Here is a 15,839-nt window from a genome sequence, read left to right on the forward strand (position 1 = left end):
TCAGAACGCCGTCGCGACCAGCGCGGCCAGCGGCGGGAGTGCTTGGGCGAGCGCCCCGGCTCGTCCCGCGCCGCGCGGGCGGCTGAGCGCGAGCAGGTCGGACACGCCGAGCGCGATCCCGGCGAGCGTCATGAACGCGCAGCTGTAGAGCACGAGCACGCGTCCGGCCGCGGCCTCGCCGGTGTGCAGCAGCACCAGGCCGGTCACCGGTCCGCCGGCGAGGAACAGGTTGTACCAGCCGACGTTGAACGACCAGAGCCGGGTGGCGGGCAGGTTCTCGGAGGGGATCCGGAAGATGCCCGCGTGCACGCCCGGCCGTTCGAACAGCAGCACTTCCCACGCGAAAGCCAGCAGGTGCACCAGAACGGCGATCCCGGCGAGAACCTGCGCCGCGACGTTCACGCCGCTGGCTCTTCGAACGAGACCCCGTGCCGGGCGGCGATTTCGCCGAGCAGCGGCACCGCTTCCGGCCACGGGGCGTGGGACGGGACGGTGGCGTCGATTTCGCGGAAGAACCGGCCCATCGCGTCGTCCGGGGTGAGCACGAGGAATTTCGCGTGCGGGGTGTGCACGGCGAAGGTGTTGGGGGTGCCCGCCGGGATGTGCACGAAGGAACCCGGGCCGAGGTCGTGCAGTTCCCCGGCGAGGCAGACGGTGATGCGGCCGCAGAGGACGTAGAAGCCCTTCGTCCACGGGTCGGCGTGCGGCGGGACGGCGGGGCCGCGCGAAGCGTCGATCTCGAACAGCTCGTAGCCGCCGGTGTCCGCGGCGGACGCTTTCACCGTCGCGATCGCGTCTTTCGTGTCCAGTTCCGGGCCTTCGCCCGAGGTGCTGAGGTGAATGGTCATGCCGCCGAAGGTAGGAACGCGGCGAGGGCGGAGCCATCCCGGAAATCAGGGATACCGGCGCCGGACGAGCGGGCGCATACTTCGTCGGGTGTGGGAAGGCCGAGCGCAGAGCGTGCGGCGGGAGCTGGCGGCTCTCGCCACGGCCGGTTGCGGCGTCGCCGAGCTGCACGCCGCGGCCATCGAACTGGTCGACCGGATCGTGCCCACGGAGCTGACCTGCTGGGCGTCGCTGGATCCGGATACGGCCGTGATCAGCTCGATGACCAGCGGCCGGGCCCGGATTCCGGGGGAGTACGAGCCGTTGCTGGCGACGTATGAGTACGACGGCGCGGAGCCGCACACCTTCGCGCAGCTCGCCCGGCGTTCGGTGCCGGTCGCGCGGCTTTCCGACCTGCCGCGCCGCGAACGCGAGCGCAGCGGCCGATGGGCGCAGGTGTGGCGGCCGCTCGGGCTGGAGAGCGAGCTGCGCGTCGGGTTTCGCGCGGACGGCGTTTGCTGGGCTGCGGCGGGTCTGGTGCGCCGCGGCGAGTTCAGCGACCGCGAGGTGGAGTTCCTGACCTCGATCGGGCCGACCTTGGCTGCTGCCACGCGGGTGGCGGCGCTGGCGCGGGGCGTGGCTCCGGAGGCGGAACCGGCGATTGTCGTGGTCGGTCCGGACGGCCGCCGTCGCGGGGCGACCGAGGGGGTCGGCGCGTGGGAGTCCGAATTGGACTCGATTGCCGACGGCCGGTTCGCGGTGCTGCTGCGCGCGGTCGCGGTGGGGGCGCAAGCGGCGGCGAGCGGAACGTTCCGGGCGCGGGTCCGCGACGCGCGCGGCGGCTGGATTGTGTTGCAGGCCAGCCGATTGGTCTCGGACGACGACGCCCGCGACATCGTCGTGACGATCCGCCGCGCCACCGGCGGGGAACTGCTCGACGTGCTGCTCGCGGCCTACCGGCTGACCGCGCGCGAACGCGACGTGTGCCGGGAAGTCCTCTCTGGACTGTCCACTTCGGACATCGCGGCGCGGCTGGGGATCTCGGCGAACACGGTTCAGGACCACCTGAAGTCGGTGTTCGGCAAGGTCGGCGTGCGCAGCCGGGGCGAGCTGACGGCGCGGCTGTCCGGGTAGGCCGGTTATCTGTCCCACAGCGGAATTGCCGGGGGCGCGCATTAGGGTGCTGGGCATGACGGACGGACTCGAGTTCACCCGCGAAGGCGCCGTGGCCCGGCTGACGTTCTCGCGCCCGGAAAAGATGAACGCGATCACCCACGGCATGTGGGCGGCGATCCCGGGCGTGGCGGCCGAGGTCGAGGCCGATCCCGAACTGAAGGTGCTCGTGCTGACCGGGGCCGGCCGGCATTTCTCCGCGGGCGCGGACATCGGGGAGTTCCGCGAGCTGCGCTCGACCGCCGAGGCCGCCGCGAAGTACGACGAGGCGGTGGACCGCGCGGTGGCGGCGCTGACCGCGCTGCGCAAGCCGACGGTCGCGATGGTCCAGGGCAACTGCATCGGCGGCGGCTGCCAGATCTCGGTCGCCTGCGATTTCCGCTTCGCCGCCGACGACGCGCGCTTCGGCATCACCCCGGCCAAACTCGGCATCGTCTACCACTTCGCCTCGACGCGGCAGCTGGTCTCGCTGGTCGGCCCGGCGCACGCCAAGTACTTCCTGCTGTCCGGCGAACTCGTCGACGCGACCCGGGCGCGCGAGATCGGGCTGGTCAACGACGTCTTCCCGGCCGCGGACCTGGAATCGGCGACCGCCCGGTTCGCCGAGACGCTGTGCGCGCGTTCGCAGGCCTCGATCCGCGGGATGAACCGGATCATCGAGAAAATCGTGGCGGGCCAGGAGAAGACCGACGACGAGGTGGAGGAGATCCGGCTCGCCGCGCTGCACGGGGAGGACTACGCGGAGGGCGTGGACGCGTTCCTGAACCGGCGCGCGCCGGAGTTCACCTACCGCTGACCGGCGTGCTCACGTAGTCGACGGTGCGGCGAGACCCGGCCCGGCGGCGCTGACAAGCCAGGATCCGGAGTTGTCCCGGACGATCGGCCACGCCGATTTCGATCGGTCGCGGCCGGTCTTCCGGCGGGTGGATCGTGAAGGTCTGCCCGTGCTCGTGAAAGGCGCGCCGAGCCTGATGCCTGGGCGGAACACCGCAGGCCCTGAAGCCGCGTCAGATCTCGTCCCAGGGCGCGGCTTCGTACGCCTCGGTCAGCAGTTTCGTCGCGACGGGGGAGGTGCGCAGCGGCACGTCGTCCACGGAGGCGACCAGGCGGCCGACGGTCGCGGAATTGGTGACGAACATGGCGTCGAATTCCGGAAGCTCCGCCGGGTACACCGGCCGGGTTTCCTGCGGCACTCCGGCCGCGCGCAGTTGTTCCTCCAGCACGAGGTACGTGATCCCCGGCAGCACCTCGGCTTCCGGCCACACGATCGTCCCGCCGCGCAGGAAGCCGACGTTCCAGATCGTGGCCTCGCTGATCCGGCCGTCGGCGGCGAGGAACACGGCGTCGTCGTAACCGGCGAGGGCGGCGGCGCGCGAATGGTAGGCGAGGCCGAAGCCGCCGAGATGCTTCACGTGCGGCAGATCCCGTTGGTACGCAACGGATCGCAGCCGCATCGGCGTGGCCGCGCGGGCGGCGGGCGGCGCGGTGCGGACGAGGATCTCGGGCGTCATCGCGGGGTCGTGCGGCGAGGAACGCGAGAAAACGATCACCCGCACCGACAGCGCGCCCTGCCCGGCGACGAGCCGCCGGACGTAGCGGCGGACCAGGTCGGTGTCCAGTTCGCTGCCGAACACCTCGCGGGTGCTCGCCGCGAGCCGGTCGAGGTGGAAGCGGAGGCCGCGGACCCGTCCGTCGCGGACCTGCATCGCGGTGAAATGGCCGTAGCTGGTCGCCGCGGCGGCGAGATCGGCGGCGCCCGGAGCGGCGCCGCCGATCTCGACTCGCACCGTCACGTCAGGAAACCGTGACCGCGGTGAACTTGACCTGCTGCTTGGGCTCGCCGGTCGACCCGTCCGGGCCGACCGCGCCGATGCCGTTCTTCGCGATCTTGTCGAGCACCTTCAGGCCTTCGTCGGAGATGCTGCCGAAGATCGTGTACTGCGGCGGAAGCGGCGCGTTGCCGTAGACCATGAAGAACTGGCTGCCGCCGCTGTTCGGCTGACCGGTGTTGGCCATCGCGAGGATGCCGCGGCCGTACTTCGCGGTGTCGACGAACTCGTCCGGCACGGTGAATCCCGGGCCTCCGCGGCCGTCGTTCGCCGCATCGCCCTTCGCGTCCGGGTCGCCGCACTGCAGCATCTGCAGGTCGGTGACGCCGAGCCGGTGGCAGATCGTGTCGGTGTAGAAGCCCTGCTTCGCCAGCGCCTCGAACGCCTGCACGGTGCACGGGGCGAGCGCGCGGTCGAGCGTGATCGGGATGTCGCCCTGGGTGGTCTTCATCGTGATGTTCACGGTCCCGCTCGAGGACACGTTCTTGCCGTCCGGCGCGGTCGCCTTCTTGCCCGAGGGCGGCTTGCCGCTCGGGTCGGCCGGGTACGAGCACGTCGTCGGGTTCGGCAGCGCCTTGGGGCGCTTGGGGAGCGCGGTGCGCTCGGTGGGGATGTTCGTGACGCTCGGGACCGGCGGCGCGGAACTCGACGGCGGCGTCGCGGCCTGCTGGTCGCCGCTGCCGCCGCTGTTCACGATCCACACCACGAGACCGGCGACGATGAGGACCGCACCGCCGACCACTCCAGCGCCCACGATCTTGCGTCGCTTCGCCTGTTCCGCCCGGCGCACGAGCTGCCGCTCGAGTTTGCGCTTTGCGGCTTCTCGGCGCTGCTGGTTGGTCGCCACCCGCCCTCCAGTTTCCGCTCGAAGTCACACGTCTGAGGTAGCGGCAGTGTATGGGCACAGCCTGTGAGGACTCCGTACAGGGGCGGCTAGTCTTCACCGGGTCGTGATCAAGGCCGCATCCGGGGAGGAGGGGTTCGGTGCTCGTCGCCGGGTTCGCCGCGGGTCCGCTGCGCTCGAACTGCTATCTGCTCGCTCCCGCCGCCGGGGGTCCGTGCCTCGTCGTCGACCCGGGCGAGGGAGCCGCCGGGCCGCTGGCCGAAGCGCTGGCGGAGCACGAGCTGACGCCGGTCGCGCTGCTCGCCACGCACGGCCATCCGGACCACGTCGGCGCCGCCGCCGAACTGGCGCGGGCGCACGAAGCGCCGCTGCGGCTGCATCCGGGCGACGCCGAGTGGTACGACGGGCCGTTCGAACCGCTGGAACCGGGAGAGATCGAGGCCGCCGGGCTGGCGGTGCGGGTGCTCGCGCTGCCCGGGCACACGCCGGGTTCGGTGGCCTTCGCCGTCGAGACCGGCGAGGGTGGCAGGCTGGTGTTCACCGGGGACACGCTTTTCGCCGGATCGGTCGGGCGCACCGGCGGATCCGGCGCCGATTTGGAGAATTCGTTGCGCACACTGCTGATGCTCGCCGACGACACCGTCGTGCTGCCCGGCCACGGACCGGCCACGACCATCGGCCGCGAGCGCGTCGCCAACCCCTTCGTGCCGGGAGCCGCGCAGTGACCGGGAAACCGGACGAACGCCTGCCGCTGTTCGCCGACGAGCCGAAGCTGCGCCGCCGCCGCGCGTGGTCGGGTGTCTTCGGAGTGCTGATCCTGGCCGCGGCGTTCGGCGGGATCGCCGGGCTGATCGGCGGCCAGCTGACCGGGCTGATCGTGGCGGCGGTCGTCGCGCTGCCGCTGATTTACGTGGTGCTCTACGCATACCGCCGCCGGATCTGGCTCGAGGGCACGACGCTGGTGGTGCGCACGTGGGGCGTCCGCCGAGTGGACCTCCTGGAAGCGCCGCGGCTGGACGTGGTGATCAGCGACGTCCGCGGCACCCGGACGGTCGCGCTGCTGGTGAACGCGGGACACCGGCGGCGGGCGGTGAAACTCGACCTGGCGGTGTTCTCCGGAACCGGCGGCCGCGAGCTGGGAGCGCTCCAGCTGCGACGGCTGGCGGACGCGGTGCTGAACAACACCGAGGCGAACGGGCTGGTGTTCTCGGAGCTGCTGGTGGCGGAATTGCGCGCGGAGGCACGCGGGGACGCGGTAGCGGAAAGGCCGTTGTACCGGCTGGCTTCGGCGGCGCCAGCGGGGAAGTACCTGCAGCGATTCCCGATGGAAGCGGTCAGCCGGTTCGTGGCCACGCTGTGATTTTGGCGCCGGCTTCGCCGGCGCGTGCGGGATCGCCTTCAAGTCGGCGTGCGGAGGGGCAATCCGCCCGGCCCTGGGGGGCCGTGCGCATTGCCCCTCCGCACGCCGACGCGATCCCGCGGGGCGGGCGGCTTTCGGGTAGCGGAGCCCAGGGGGGTAGTGGAGTTGCGCTCGGGGGTTACGTGCGTGGGGGGCGTTCTTCCCATTGGTCCATGCGGGCGCGGATGCGGTCGAGCTGGTCGGCTAGTTCGGGAAGTTCCTCGGCGACGTAGGAGAGCAGCCGTTCGAGGTGGTGCAGCGTCGCGCGGGCCTCGTCGAGTGCGGTGGCGATCCGCGGGATCGTTTCGGCCGCTTCCAGCACCGACGCGAACAGGCGGCGGATCAGGTGCACGGTGACTCGGGGTCCGGCCAGGACGGCTGAGAACACAGGGCCCCTCCTCGGGTCGCGGGGATCGCGGTCTTCGTACCTCATCCGCGACGCCCGCGCCCGGCCGGGTCAGCCGGCGTGTGGCTGCTGTGCTTCAGCGGGTTTCGTGGTGCTGATGAGGTGTTCCACCGGCTCGCGGGCGGCGATCAGAGCGGCCAAGACGGTGGTGACCGGCACCGCCGCGACGATGCCGACCGAGCCGGCCAGCGTCCGGATGATTTCCGCGGCGATGTCCTCGCTGCCGAGCAGCGCGCCGAGGCCGACGCCGGAGATCGCGGAGTAGAGCATCACCGGCAGGGCGGCCCCGGCGTAGGCCATCACCAGCGTGTTCACCGCGGAGCCGACGTGGTCGCGGCCGATCCGCAGGCCCGAGCGGTACAGCTCGCGCCAGCTGAGCGACGGGTTCGCGCGGCGCAGCTCCCACACCGCGCTGGTCTGGGTGATCGTCACGTCGTCGAGCACGCCCAGCGCGCCGATCACGATCCCGGCCAGCAGCAGGCCGCGCGCGTCGATGCCGTGGCCGAGCGAACCGATCAGCGTCGTGGTGCTGTCGTCGAGCCCGGTGAGCGACGCGGCGGCGGAGAAAATCGCCGACAGGATCCCGATCAGCGCGAGGCTGACCAGCGTTCCCAGCACCGCGACCGAGGTTCTCGCGGACAGCCCGTGCGTCAGGTACAGCGCGAGGAACATGATCGCGCCCGCCCCGGCGATCGCCACCACCAGCGGATTTTCCCCGGCGAGGATCGCGGGCAGCACGAACAGCACGATCACCACGAAACTCAGCACCAGCGCGACCAGCGCGGCCAGCCCCTGCCACCGGCCGAGCACCAGCACGGCGATCGCGAACAGCGCGGCGAGCAGCACGAGCGGCGTGCCGCGCTGGAAATCGACGAGCGTGAACGACTGCGGATCGAGCGGATTGCCTCCGTTGTAGGCGAGCACCACCTTGTCGCCCGCGGCGAACCTCGGCGTGCTCGGTTCGATCGGCACCGTCAGCCGCACCGGTTTCCCCGCGGCCGGGCCGTCGGACATCCGCAGGTCGACGGTGAGGCACGGTTTCGCGTCCGGATCCGGCTGCGAGCCGACCTGCACCTGGCCGGGCTGCAGGCACGGGCCGGACGTCGCGGTCGTGATCGCCGCCTGGACCGGCGTGCCCTGCGGCACCGCGCTCTTCGGCAGGGAACTGCCCCACGGGTACAGGACGATCATGCCGGCGACGGTCGCCAGGGCCAGCGGCGCGAGCAGCCAGATCAGGAGTTTGCGGACTCGTTGCGACGCGGGGGCGGCCGGGCCGTGGCCATGACCGTGTCCGTGGCCGTGCCCGGCCGGCGGCGGAATTTCCTTCGCCGCAACGGGTGTGGGAGTGTCCTTTTCGGACTGTGCCGGCCGGGGCGGGGGGCGGCGGCGGGTCCCGGGAGGCGGGGTGTCGCCTGGGCGGCGGGGCAGCCGCAGTTCGCCGGACTGCCCGCCGCCGCGGGAATCGGCCGGGCGCGGGGCGCCGGGTTGAGCGGGCCGCGGCGCGGCGGCGCGCGGACGGCGAGGCTCGCCGGGCCGTTCGGGCCGCCGTCCCGGTTCGCCGGCGCGCCGGGGATCGCCGGACCGTTCGGCGGGCCGTCCGGGTTCCCGGTCCTCGGCGCGGCGCACGCGGCGCGGACCGTCCGGACGGGCGCGCGGGGGGACGGGAGGTGGCACGGGGGACGCCGATTCCCCCGGCACTCGCGGCAGCGGGCCGGTGTCGTCGGGGTCCTGGTCGGGGTAGTCGTGCGGTGCCACGGCGGACATCCTGCCCTCCCGGCTCCGGGTTCGCCCGTACCGGGTGGGGGAGGAAGCGGGCGTTTCGTTCAGGCGTGCGCAGAACGCAGGTGCACCCGCCGGTACGCCGAGGGCGGAGTGTCGAAATGGTCCAGAAACGCCTGCCGGAGCGTCTCGGTGGAGCCGAAACCGCAGCGTCGCGCGATCGCGGTCAGCGGGAGGTCGGTGCCGGACAGCAGGCGGGCGGCGTGCTCGGCGCGCACGGTGCGCACGTATTTCCCGGGCGTGGTGCCCAGGTGGGCGTCGAACAGCCGGGTCAGCTGGCGGGTGCTGATGCCGGCCTGCTTCGCGAGCGCGTGCGCGCCGAGGTCGTCGGCGAGGTGCTCGGCGACGTAGGCGGTGAGGTCGCGGACCTGCCGGTGCTCCGGCGGCGGGCCGGCGAGGAACATGCTCACCTGCGCCTGGTTCCCGGGCCGCTGCAGGTAGGTGACGAGCGACCGGGCGGCCTCGCGGGCGAGCGTCGGGCCGTGGTCCTCCTCGACGAAGGCGAGGGTGAGGTCGAGCCCGCTGGTGACGCCCGCGGAGGTGTAGACGTCGCCGTGCCGCACGAAAAGCGGCACCGGGTCCACGGTCACCGACGGGTACTGCTCGGCGAGCCGCGCCGCGTGCGACCAGTGCGTGGTGGCGCGCCGGCCGCTCAGCAGCCCGGCGGCGGCGAGCACGGTCGCCCCGGTGCAGACCGACGCGGTGCGCCTGCTCTGCTGCGACAGCCGCCGCACGTGGGCCAGCAGCCGTTCGTCCTCGGCCGCGGCGAGGTGGCCGAGGCCGCCCGCGACGACGAACGTGTCGAGCGGGCCGCGGACCTGGTCGATCCGGACGTGCGGGGCGAGCGTGAGCCCGGACTGGCAGGCGAAGGGGAGCCCGTCGACGGTGGCGAGCCGGACCTCGTACGGCCGGGCCGCGCCCAGCCGCGTCGCGGCGTCGAAAACATCGGACACGCAGGCGATGTCGAGCAGTTCGGCGTCGGGGTACCCGAGGATCACGACCTGCCGGGCGGTACTCGGCATGGCCGCACCGTAGCAGCTCGCCCGGCCGGATCAACCGGCTTCGCAGGATTTCGGACACGCGTGTCCCGGCCCGCCCGCGCATCCGGGACGGTGGCGGCATGACCCGGAAAACCTTCGCGTTCGTCGTGTACCCCGGCCTGACGGTCCTCGACCTGGTCGGCCCGCTGCAGGTGCTCGCCTCCTTCGCGGCGGCCGACCCCTCGGTCCGCGTGGCCGTCGTGGGCGAAACCCTGGAAACCACCGACACCGACACGCCGTTGCGGATCGCGCCGAGCCACACCTTCGACCAGGTCCCGGACCCGTCGTGGGTGCTGGTCCCCGGCGGCGGCGCGCCGACGCTGCGCGCGCTCGGCGACGAGACTCTCATCGGCTATCTCCGCCAGGCCGCGGCCTCCGCCGAGCTGATGACGTCCGTGTGCACCGGCTCGCTGCTGCTCGGCCAGGCCGGGCTGCTCGAAGGCCGCGAGGCGACCACGCACTGGACCTTCCTGGAAAACCTGCGCGCGTTCGGGGCCACACCGGTCCGGCGGCGCTGGGCGGACAGCGGCCCGGTGATCACCGCCGCCGGGGTATCGGCGGGCATCGACCTGGCGTTGCACCTGGTGGAGCGGATGAGCGGGGAGGACGCCGCGCGGCTGGTCCAGTTCGGGATCGAATACGACCCGCAGCCGCCGCTCGGCCCGCTGGACTGGTCGCGCGCGCCGCGCGAGCAGATGCGGCCGTTCGTCGACGGCATGGTCCGGGACGGGCTCGCCGGCCAGCCGGAGCTGCGGGAGAAACTGCTCGCGCCTCGGTGAACCTCCGGTGAACTGCCCCACCCGGCTGAGGCAGGGACGGTTTGCCGGGGCCGCGCCGGCGCGTACCGTTCCGCCAATGGGTGCGCGCGGGGCTTCCGGTCTGACCGTCTTCACCAGCCGGAGGGACGGCGACCTCGTGCTGGTCACGGCGGCGGGCGAGATCGACGTCGCGTCGGTGGGGCAGTTCCGCTCCGCGCTGTCGGCCGCCTCCGGAGCCGGCGGCAAACTCGTGGTCGACCTGTCGCGGGTCGGCTATCTCAGCTGTGCCGGGCTGCGCGCGCTCGAAGAGGCGAGCCGCGCCCGGCCGGCGTTTTCGATCGTGGCGACCAGGCCGCTCGTGCTGCGCGTTTTCGCCGTTTCCGGCCTGACCGCGCCGGTGCGCGGCGGCCTGCGCGAGGCGTGCGCCGCGGCGGGGGCGTGATCCCGGGCGGAATCTGGGTACCCGTGGGGGTGGAACCGAGATCTGCTGAGGTGATCTGAGATGTCCACCAGCACGATGTCCGGCAAGACCGCGGTCTCCGGGGGCGCAGCGAGCCTCGCTGTGCTGGCCGGGCTGTACCTGATCGCCGCTCCGTGGCTGCTGCGCTTCGGCGGGGCCGCCGAACTCGCGGTGAGCAACACGGTCGCCGGGCTCGCGATCGTCGTCTTCGCGGCCATGCGCGCGCGGGATTCGGGCGCGCAGGCGCTGGCCTGGGTGCTGCCGGTGCTCGGGGCGTGGGCCGCGGTGTCGCCGTTCTTGCTTCGCTACGGCGACGAGACCCTGCCGTCGGCCGGCGCGGTGACCGGCAACGTGATCGCCGGCGTCGTGGCGGCGGCCGCGGGCGCGGCGTTGCTGCTGCGCCGCCGCTGACGTCAGCTGAGCGCTTCGGCGAGCCAGCGGCTCCAGGTCGCGCTTTCGGCGGTCTCGTCGACGTCCGGACGGAACAGGTGATGTCCGACCGCGACCGGCATGCCGAGCAGCGACCGTTCGTGGAACCGGTAGAGGGCGTCCTCGGTGCGGACTCCGGCGTAGTTCGGGGTCGAGTAGTCGAGGACGCCCTCGACCGTTTCGCCGCCGACAGAGAACCGGACGGCTTGCCCGGCTGAGGCTTCCTCGGGCAGGCCGAGCGCGGCCAGCAGCTTCGGCCACGCGTCCCGGCTCGCCGACGACGCCGGGCCGTCCGCGGTCACGTACGTCGCGAAGCGGCCGGGGAAGTGGGCCAGCAGCTGGGCGAGCGTGTGCAGGTACATTTCCCAGCCGACGGCGAAGGACTCGTGGTACTCGTCGTCCCAGCCGTCCTCGACGAAGCCCCGGTGCACGAACCGCAGCACCGACGTGCCGCCCTCGGCCGCTTCCACGAGGAACTCCATCGCGTCGAACGTGCCGTCCTCGGCCGGCTCGCCGCGGTAGGCGAACCGGCGCGGCGGGTCCCACGCGGTGATCTCCGCCTCGGTGCGCATTTCCCCCAGGCTGAACCGGATCCGCTTGGCCGCCGCGTCGACCTCGTGCCGGCCCATGAACCACGAATCGATGCCGGGCCCGGTCGCGACCGCCTCCCACACGGCCTCCGGGTCCGCGGGCAGCTGAACCTCTTTGCGCACCTCGAACTCGCGTGGCATGGGCGGTGTTCCTCCTCGGGGTCGGTACGGTCCACGGTGCCATTGACAACAATACTTGTCAATGCGGTGGCGGTTCGCCCGATCGGTGACAGACTGCGAGGGGACTCTCACGAAGGGACGCGGAAGCATGGCGACGGTGGCCGACCAGTTGATCGACGTTCTGCTGCAATCCGGGGTGCACCGCATCTACGGGGTGGTGGGCGACAGCCTCAACCCCGTGGTGGACGCGGTGCGCCGCACCGGCGGTTCGGCGCGCGGCGGGATCGACTGGGTGCACGTGCGCAACGAGGAAGCGGGCGCGTTCGCCGCCGCGGCCGAGGCGCAGCTCACCGGACGGCTCGCGGTGTGCGCGGGCAGCTGCGGGCCGGGCAATCTGCATTTGCTGCAAGGGGTCTACGACGCGCACCGGTCCGGAGCGCCGGTGCTGGCGATCGCCTCGCACATCCCGTCGGCGCAGATCGGCACCGGGTTCTTCCAGGAAACGCATCCGCGGCAGCTGTTCGCCGAATGCTCGCACTACTGCGAGATGGTCAGCTCGCCCGAGCAGATGCCGCGGCTCGCCCGGATCGCGGTGCAGAACGCGGTCGGCCGGCGCGGGGCCGCGGTGCTGGTGCTGCCGGGCGACGTGTCGCACGAGCCCGCCGCGCACGCCACCGGCGAATCGGCGCCGCTGGGCAGCCCGCCCGCGATGGTGCCCGCCGAGGCCGACGTCGCCCGGCTCGCCGACCGGATCGACCGGGCGGAAAAGGTGATGATCATGGCCGGCGCGGGGTGCCGGGACGCGCACGACGACGTGCTGGCGCTCGCCGAGGCGGTCGGCGCTCCGGTGGGGCATTCGCTGCGGGGCAAGGAGTTCGTGCAGTACGAGAACCCGTTCGACGTCGGGATGAGCGGGCTGCTCGGGTACGGCGCTTGTTACGAGGCCATGCACGAGGCTGATCTTGTGCTGCTGCTCGGCACGGACTTCCCGTATGACAACTTCCTGCCGCAGCGCAACACCGTGCAAGTGGACATCGATCCGGCCCGGATGGGACGCCGGTCGGTGCTGGAGTTCGGGGTGCAGGGCGATGTCGGGGCGACGATCCGGGCGGTGCTGCCCCGGTTGCGGGAGCGCAGCGACCGGTCGTTCCTGCACGCCATGCTGCGCAAGCACGAGCGCGGGCTGCAGCGGGTGGTCGACGCTTATACGAACGAGGTGTCCAAGCACATTCCGTTGCATCCGGAGTATGTGGCGGATGTGCTGGACGAGGAAGCCGCGGACGATGCCGTGTTCACTGTGGACACTGGGATGTGCAACGTGTGGGCTGCTCGGTATGTGACGCCCAATGGGCGGCGGCGGATTCTCGGGTCGTTCGTGCACGGGAGCATGGCTAATGCGCTGCCGCATGCGATCGGGGCGCAGGCTGCCGCGCCTGGGCGGCAGGTGGTGGCGATGTGCGGGGACGGCGGGCTCGCGATGCTGATGGGGGAGTTGTTGACGCTCAAGACGCATGCTTTGCCGGTCAAGGCGGTGGTGTTCAACAATTCGTCGCTCGGGATGGTGAAGCTGGAGATGCTCGTGGACGGGCTGCCGGAGTTCGGGACCGACCACGATCAGGTGGATTTCGCGGGGATTGCCCGGGCGGCTGGGCTGTATGCGCGGCGGGTGGAGAAGCCTGGGGAGGTGCGGGACGGGATTCGGGATGTTTTGGCGCACGACGGGCCCGCGGTGCTGGATGTGGTGACGGATCCCAATGCGTTGTCTATTCCGCCTAATATTACTGCGGCGCAGGTTAAGGGGTTTGCGTTGGCGGCGAGCAAGACTGTGTTGAGTGGGGGTGTGGGGAAGATGCTGGAGTTGGCTCGGTCTAATTTGCGGAATATTCCTCGGCTTTGAGGTCTCGGGCGGCTCGTCGCCCTGGCGGGCGACATTGCCGGTTAGTGGCTGCGTGGGGCACCCCGAAGCTTGATTGTGCTGACGGGCGGTGGGTGCTTGTCAAGGCGGGAAAGATGCCTTGACAAGCACCCACCGCCCGCAGGGAGGCTTCGTATCGGGGTGCGGGGGAGGGGCTGGGTGCCTCGCTGTTTGGGTGCGGGGGTGCCTGTTTTAGGGCTGGGTGCCGCGCTGTTTGGGTGCGGCGGCGGCGGTTTTGGTCGTGAGGGGAGTCCTGAGGGAAGGTGATTCCCTCAGGGCTCCCCTCACGTTTTTGGCGTGGTGTGGTTATTCTGTTTCCGCCATTGCTTCGGCGAATTGTGCTGCGTAGAGGCGGGAGTAGGCGCCGCCTGCGTTGATGAGCGTTTCGTGGTTTCCTTGTTCCACTATGTTTCCGTTTTCCATTACCAGGATTACGTCCGCGTCCCTGATGGTGGAGAGGCGGTGGGCGATCACGAAGCTCGTGCGGCCGGTGCGCAGCGAGTTCATCGCGTGCTGGATCAGCACTTCGGTGCGGGTGTCGACCGAGCTCGTGGCTTCGTCCAGGATCAGGATCGCTGGTTTGGCCAGGAAAGCCCGGGCGACGGTGATCAGCTGTTTCTCGCCCGCGCTGACCGTGCCGCCTTCGTCGTCCAGCACTGTGTCGTAGCCGTCTGGGAGGGTGCGGACGAAGCGGTCCACGTAGGTTGCCTTCGCGGCTTCGACGACCTGTTCCCGGGTGACGTTGTCCGCTCCGTAGGCGATGTTTTCCGCGATCGTGCCGCCGAACAGCCAGGCGTCCTGCAGGACCATGCCCGTCTTCGAGCGCAGTTCTTCGCGGTTCATCGCCTTGATGTCCACGCCGTCCAGGGTGATCCGGCCGCCGTCGATTTCGTAGAACCTCATCAAGAGGTTCACCAGCGTGGTTTTTCCCGCGCCGGTCGGGCCGACGATCGCGACGGTGTGGCCGGGGTCCACCGACAGCGACAGGTCTTCGATCAGCGGCGTGTCCTTCAGGTAGCGGAACGACACGTGCTCGAACTCGACCTTGCCACGCACGACCTCGGGGCGCTGCGGGTGCTCCGGCTCCGGTTCCTGCTCCTTGGCGTCCAGCAGCGCGAACACCCGCTCGGCCGACGCGACGCCGGACTGCAGCAGGTTCGCCATGCTCGCGATCTGCGTGACCGGCTGGCTGAACTGGCGCGAATACTGGATGAACGCCTGCACGTCGCCCAGCGTCAGGGTTCCCGACGCGACCCGCAGGGCTCCGACGACCGCGACCAGCACGTAGCTCAGGTTGCCGATGAACATCATCCCCGGCTGGATCGTGCCGGAGATGAAGGCCGCCTTGAAGCTCGCCTCGTACAGCGCCTCGTTCTGCTGCCGGAAGACCTCCTCGGCCTCCTTGCGGCGGCCGAAGACGTGCACCAGCGAGTGGCCCGAGTACATCTCCTCGATGTGCGCGTTGAGCTTCCCGGTCGTCCCCCACTGGCGGATGAACTGCGGCTGCGCGCGTTTGCCGATCTTGGCCGCGACGAACACCGACAGCGGGACCGTCAGCAGCACGAGCACGCCCAGCAGCGGCGAGATGACGAACATCATCACCAGCACGCCCAGCACGGTGAAGAGCGACGTGACGATCTGCGACAGCGTCTGCTGCAGCGACTGCGCCAGGTTGTCGATGTCGTTGGTGACCCGGCTCAGCACCTCGCCGCGCGGCTGGCGGTCGAAATAGCGCAGCGGCAGCCGCGCGAATTTCTCCTCGATGTCCTGGCGCAGCCGGAACACCGCGCCCTGCACGATGTTCGTGGTGAGCCGCGCCTGGATGACGCCGAGGAACGACGCGAAGACGTACAGCGCCAGCACGATCATCAGCACCTGGCCGACCGCGGTGAAATCGACGCCGTGGCCGGGCATCAGGTCGACGCTGGTGAACATGTCGGCGAGCGTGTTCTCCCCGCGTGCCCGCAGGCCCTCGATCACCTGCTCCTTGGTCGCGCCCAGCGGCAGATGCCTGCTGGTCACGCCCGCGAAGATCAGGTCCGTCGCCCGTGCCAGCACCTTCGGCCCGAGCACGGTCAGCGCGACGCCGATCGCGCCGAGCACCAGCACTCCGGCCAGCGCCGCCCGTTGCGGGCGCAGCAGCCGCAGCAGCCGGGCGAGCGAACCCTTGAAATCGAGGGGCTTCTCCGCGGGAGCCCCGGCGGACATCATCCGGGCGGCGGGTCCCGCGGTCGGGTCCGGACGGGTCTTGTCGCGGGCGACGGCGGCCGGT

17 protein-coding genes are annotated in these 15,839 nt (G+C 71.2%); 8 read left to right on the forward strand and 9 right to left on the reverse strand.

Annotation, left to right across the window (positions count from 1 at the left end):
* The gene (locus F9C11_RS25635) at positions 1-402 is read right to left on the reverse strand and encodes a DUF1304 domain-containing protein (RefSeq protein WP_409179898.1); all 402 of its coding nucleotides are present in this window, start codon (positions 400-402) and stop codon (positions 1-3) included.
* Positions 399-848 carry a cupin domain-containing protein gene (locus F9C11_RS25640; RefSeq protein ID WP_409179899.1) on the reverse strand — a complete coding sequence of 150 codons (450 nt, stop codon included), beginning with the start codon at positions 846-848 and terminating at the stop codon, positions 399-401. Before F9C11_RS25640 ends, F9C11_RS25635 begins: the two co-directional genes overlap by 4 nt.
* A gap of 88 nt (positions 849-936) precedes the next feature.
* Here F9C11_RS25640 and F9C11_RS25645 point away from each other — a divergent pair, with 88 nt between their 5' ends.
* A complete protein-coding gene (locus tag F9C11_RS25645; protein WP_409179900.1) occupies positions 937-1,959 on the forward strand; it encodes a LuxR C-terminal-related transcriptional regulator in 1,023 nt (340 codons plus the stop codon).
* 55 nt (positions 1,960-2,014) lie between these two features.
* Positions 2,015-2,794 carry an enoyl-CoA hydratase/isomerase family protein gene (locus tag F9C11_RS25650; protein ID WP_409179901.1) on the forward strand — a complete coding sequence of 260 codons (780 nt, stop codon included), beginning with the start codon at positions 2,015-2,017 and terminating at the stop codon, positions 2,792-2,794.
* Between the two features lie 211 nt (positions 2,795-3,005).
* Here F9C11_RS25650 and F9C11_RS25655 read toward each other — a convergent pair whose 3' ends face one another.
* Entirely contained in the window at positions 3,006-3,791 is a 786-nt protein-coding gene (locus F9C11_RS25655; protein WP_409179902.1) for an aminotransferase class IV, read from the reverse strand.
* Between the two features lies 1 nt (position 3,792).
* Entirely contained in the window at positions 3,793-4,674 is an 882-nt protein-coding gene (locus tag F9C11_RS25660; RefSeq protein ID WP_409179903.1) for a peptidylprolyl isomerase, read from the reverse strand.
* Between the two features lie 137 nt (positions 4,675-4,811).
* Here F9C11_RS25660 and F9C11_RS25665 point away from each other — a divergent pair, with 137 nt between their 5' ends.
* Complete coding sequence (locus tag F9C11_RS25665) at positions 4,812-5,396, forward strand: MBL fold metallo-hydrolase (protein ID WP_409179904.1); 585 nt, start codon at positions 4,812-4,814, stop codon at positions 5,394-5,396.
* On the forward strand, positions 5,393-6,031 hold the full coding sequence (locus F9C11_RS25670; protein ID WP_409179905.1) for a hypothetical protein: 639 nt from the start codon (positions 5,393-5,395) through the stop codon (positions 6,029-6,031). Before F9C11_RS25665 ends, F9C11_RS25670 begins: the two co-directional genes overlap by 4 nt.
* A 178-nt stretch (positions 6,032-6,209) precedes the next feature.
* Here the strand turns inward: F9C11_RS25670 and F9C11_RS25675 are convergent, their stop codons facing one another.
* The 3 genes from F9C11_RS25675 to F9C11_RS25685 form a co-directional block, all read right to left on the reverse strand.
* Complete coding sequence (locus F9C11_RS25675; protein WP_409179906.1) at positions 6,210-6,458, reverse strand: hypothetical protein; 249 nt, start codon at positions 6,456-6,458, stop codon at positions 6,210-6,212.
* Between the two features lie 69 nt (positions 6,459-6,527).
* Positions 6,528-8,240 carry a YibE/F family protein gene (locus F9C11_RS25680; protein ID WP_409179907.1) on the reverse strand — a complete coding sequence of 571 codons (1,713 nt, stop codon included), beginning with the start codon at positions 8,238-8,240 and terminating at the stop codon, positions 6,528-6,530.
* Positions 8,241-8,299: 59 nt separating this feature from the next.
* Positions 8,300-9,277, reverse strand: a complete 978-nt coding sequence (locus tag F9C11_RS25685; protein WP_409179908.1) for a GlxA family transcriptional regulator — start codon at positions 9,275-9,277, stop codon at positions 8,300-8,302.
* Between the two features lie 98 nt (positions 9,278-9,375).
* Here F9C11_RS25685 and F9C11_RS25690 point away from each other — a divergent pair, with 98 nt between their 5' ends.
* The 3 genes from F9C11_RS25690 to F9C11_RS25700 all read left to right on the forward strand — a co-directional run bounded on the left by F9C11_RS25690 (position 9,376) and on the right by F9C11_RS25700 (position 10,924).
* On the forward strand, positions 9,376-10,074 hold the full coding sequence (locus F9C11_RS25690) for a DJ-1/PfpI family protein (RefSeq protein ID WP_409179909.1): 699 nt from the start codon (positions 9,376-9,378) through the stop codon (positions 10,072-10,074).
* A 76-nt stretch (positions 10,075-10,150) separates the two neighbouring features.
* The gene (locus tag F9C11_RS25695; RefSeq protein ID WP_409179910.1) at positions 10,151-10,495 is read left to right on the forward strand and encodes an STAS domain-containing protein; all 345 of its coding nucleotides are present in this window, start codon (positions 10,151-10,153) and stop codon (positions 10,493-10,495) included.
* Between the two features lie 60 nt (positions 10,496-10,555).
* Positions 10,556-10,924: an SPW repeat protein gene (locus F9C11_RS25700; RefSeq protein ID WP_409179911.1), complete on the forward strand. Its 369-nt coding sequence runs from the start codon at positions 10,556-10,558 to the stop codon at positions 10,922-10,924.
* A gap of 2 nt (positions 10,925-10,926) precedes the next feature.
* On the opposite strand, the gene F9C11_RS25705 is transcribed toward F9C11_RS25700, so the two are convergent.
* Complete coding sequence (locus F9C11_RS25705; RefSeq protein ID WP_409179912.1) at positions 10,927-11,673, reverse strand: SRPBCC family protein; 747 nt, start codon at positions 11,671-11,673, stop codon at positions 10,927-10,929.
* A gap of 127 nt (positions 11,674-11,800) precedes the next feature.
* Between F9C11_RS25705 and F9C11_RS25710 the strand changes: the two genes are divergently transcribed.
* On the forward strand, positions 11,801-13,549 hold the full coding sequence (locus tag F9C11_RS25710; protein ID WP_409179913.1) for a pyruvate dehydrogenase: 1,749 nt from the start codon (positions 11,801-11,803) through the stop codon (positions 13,547-13,549).
* A gap of 324 nt (positions 13,550-13,873) precedes the next feature.
* Here the strand turns inward: F9C11_RS25710 and F9C11_RS25715 are convergent, their stop codons facing one another.
* Positions 13,874-15,778 carry an ABC transporter ATP-binding protein gene (locus F9C11_RS25715; protein ID WP_409186978.1) on the reverse strand — a complete coding sequence of 635 codons (1,905 nt, stop codon included), beginning with the start codon at positions 15,776-15,778 and terminating at the stop codon, positions 13,874-13,876.
* Positions 15,779-15,839 lie beyond the last annotated feature (61 nt).

Origin of the sequence: Amycolatopsis sp. VS8301801F10 (genome assembly GCF_046195355.1) — a bacterium.
GTDB lineage: Bacteria > Actinomycetota > Actinomycetes > Mycobacteriales > Pseudonocardiaceae > Amycolatopsis.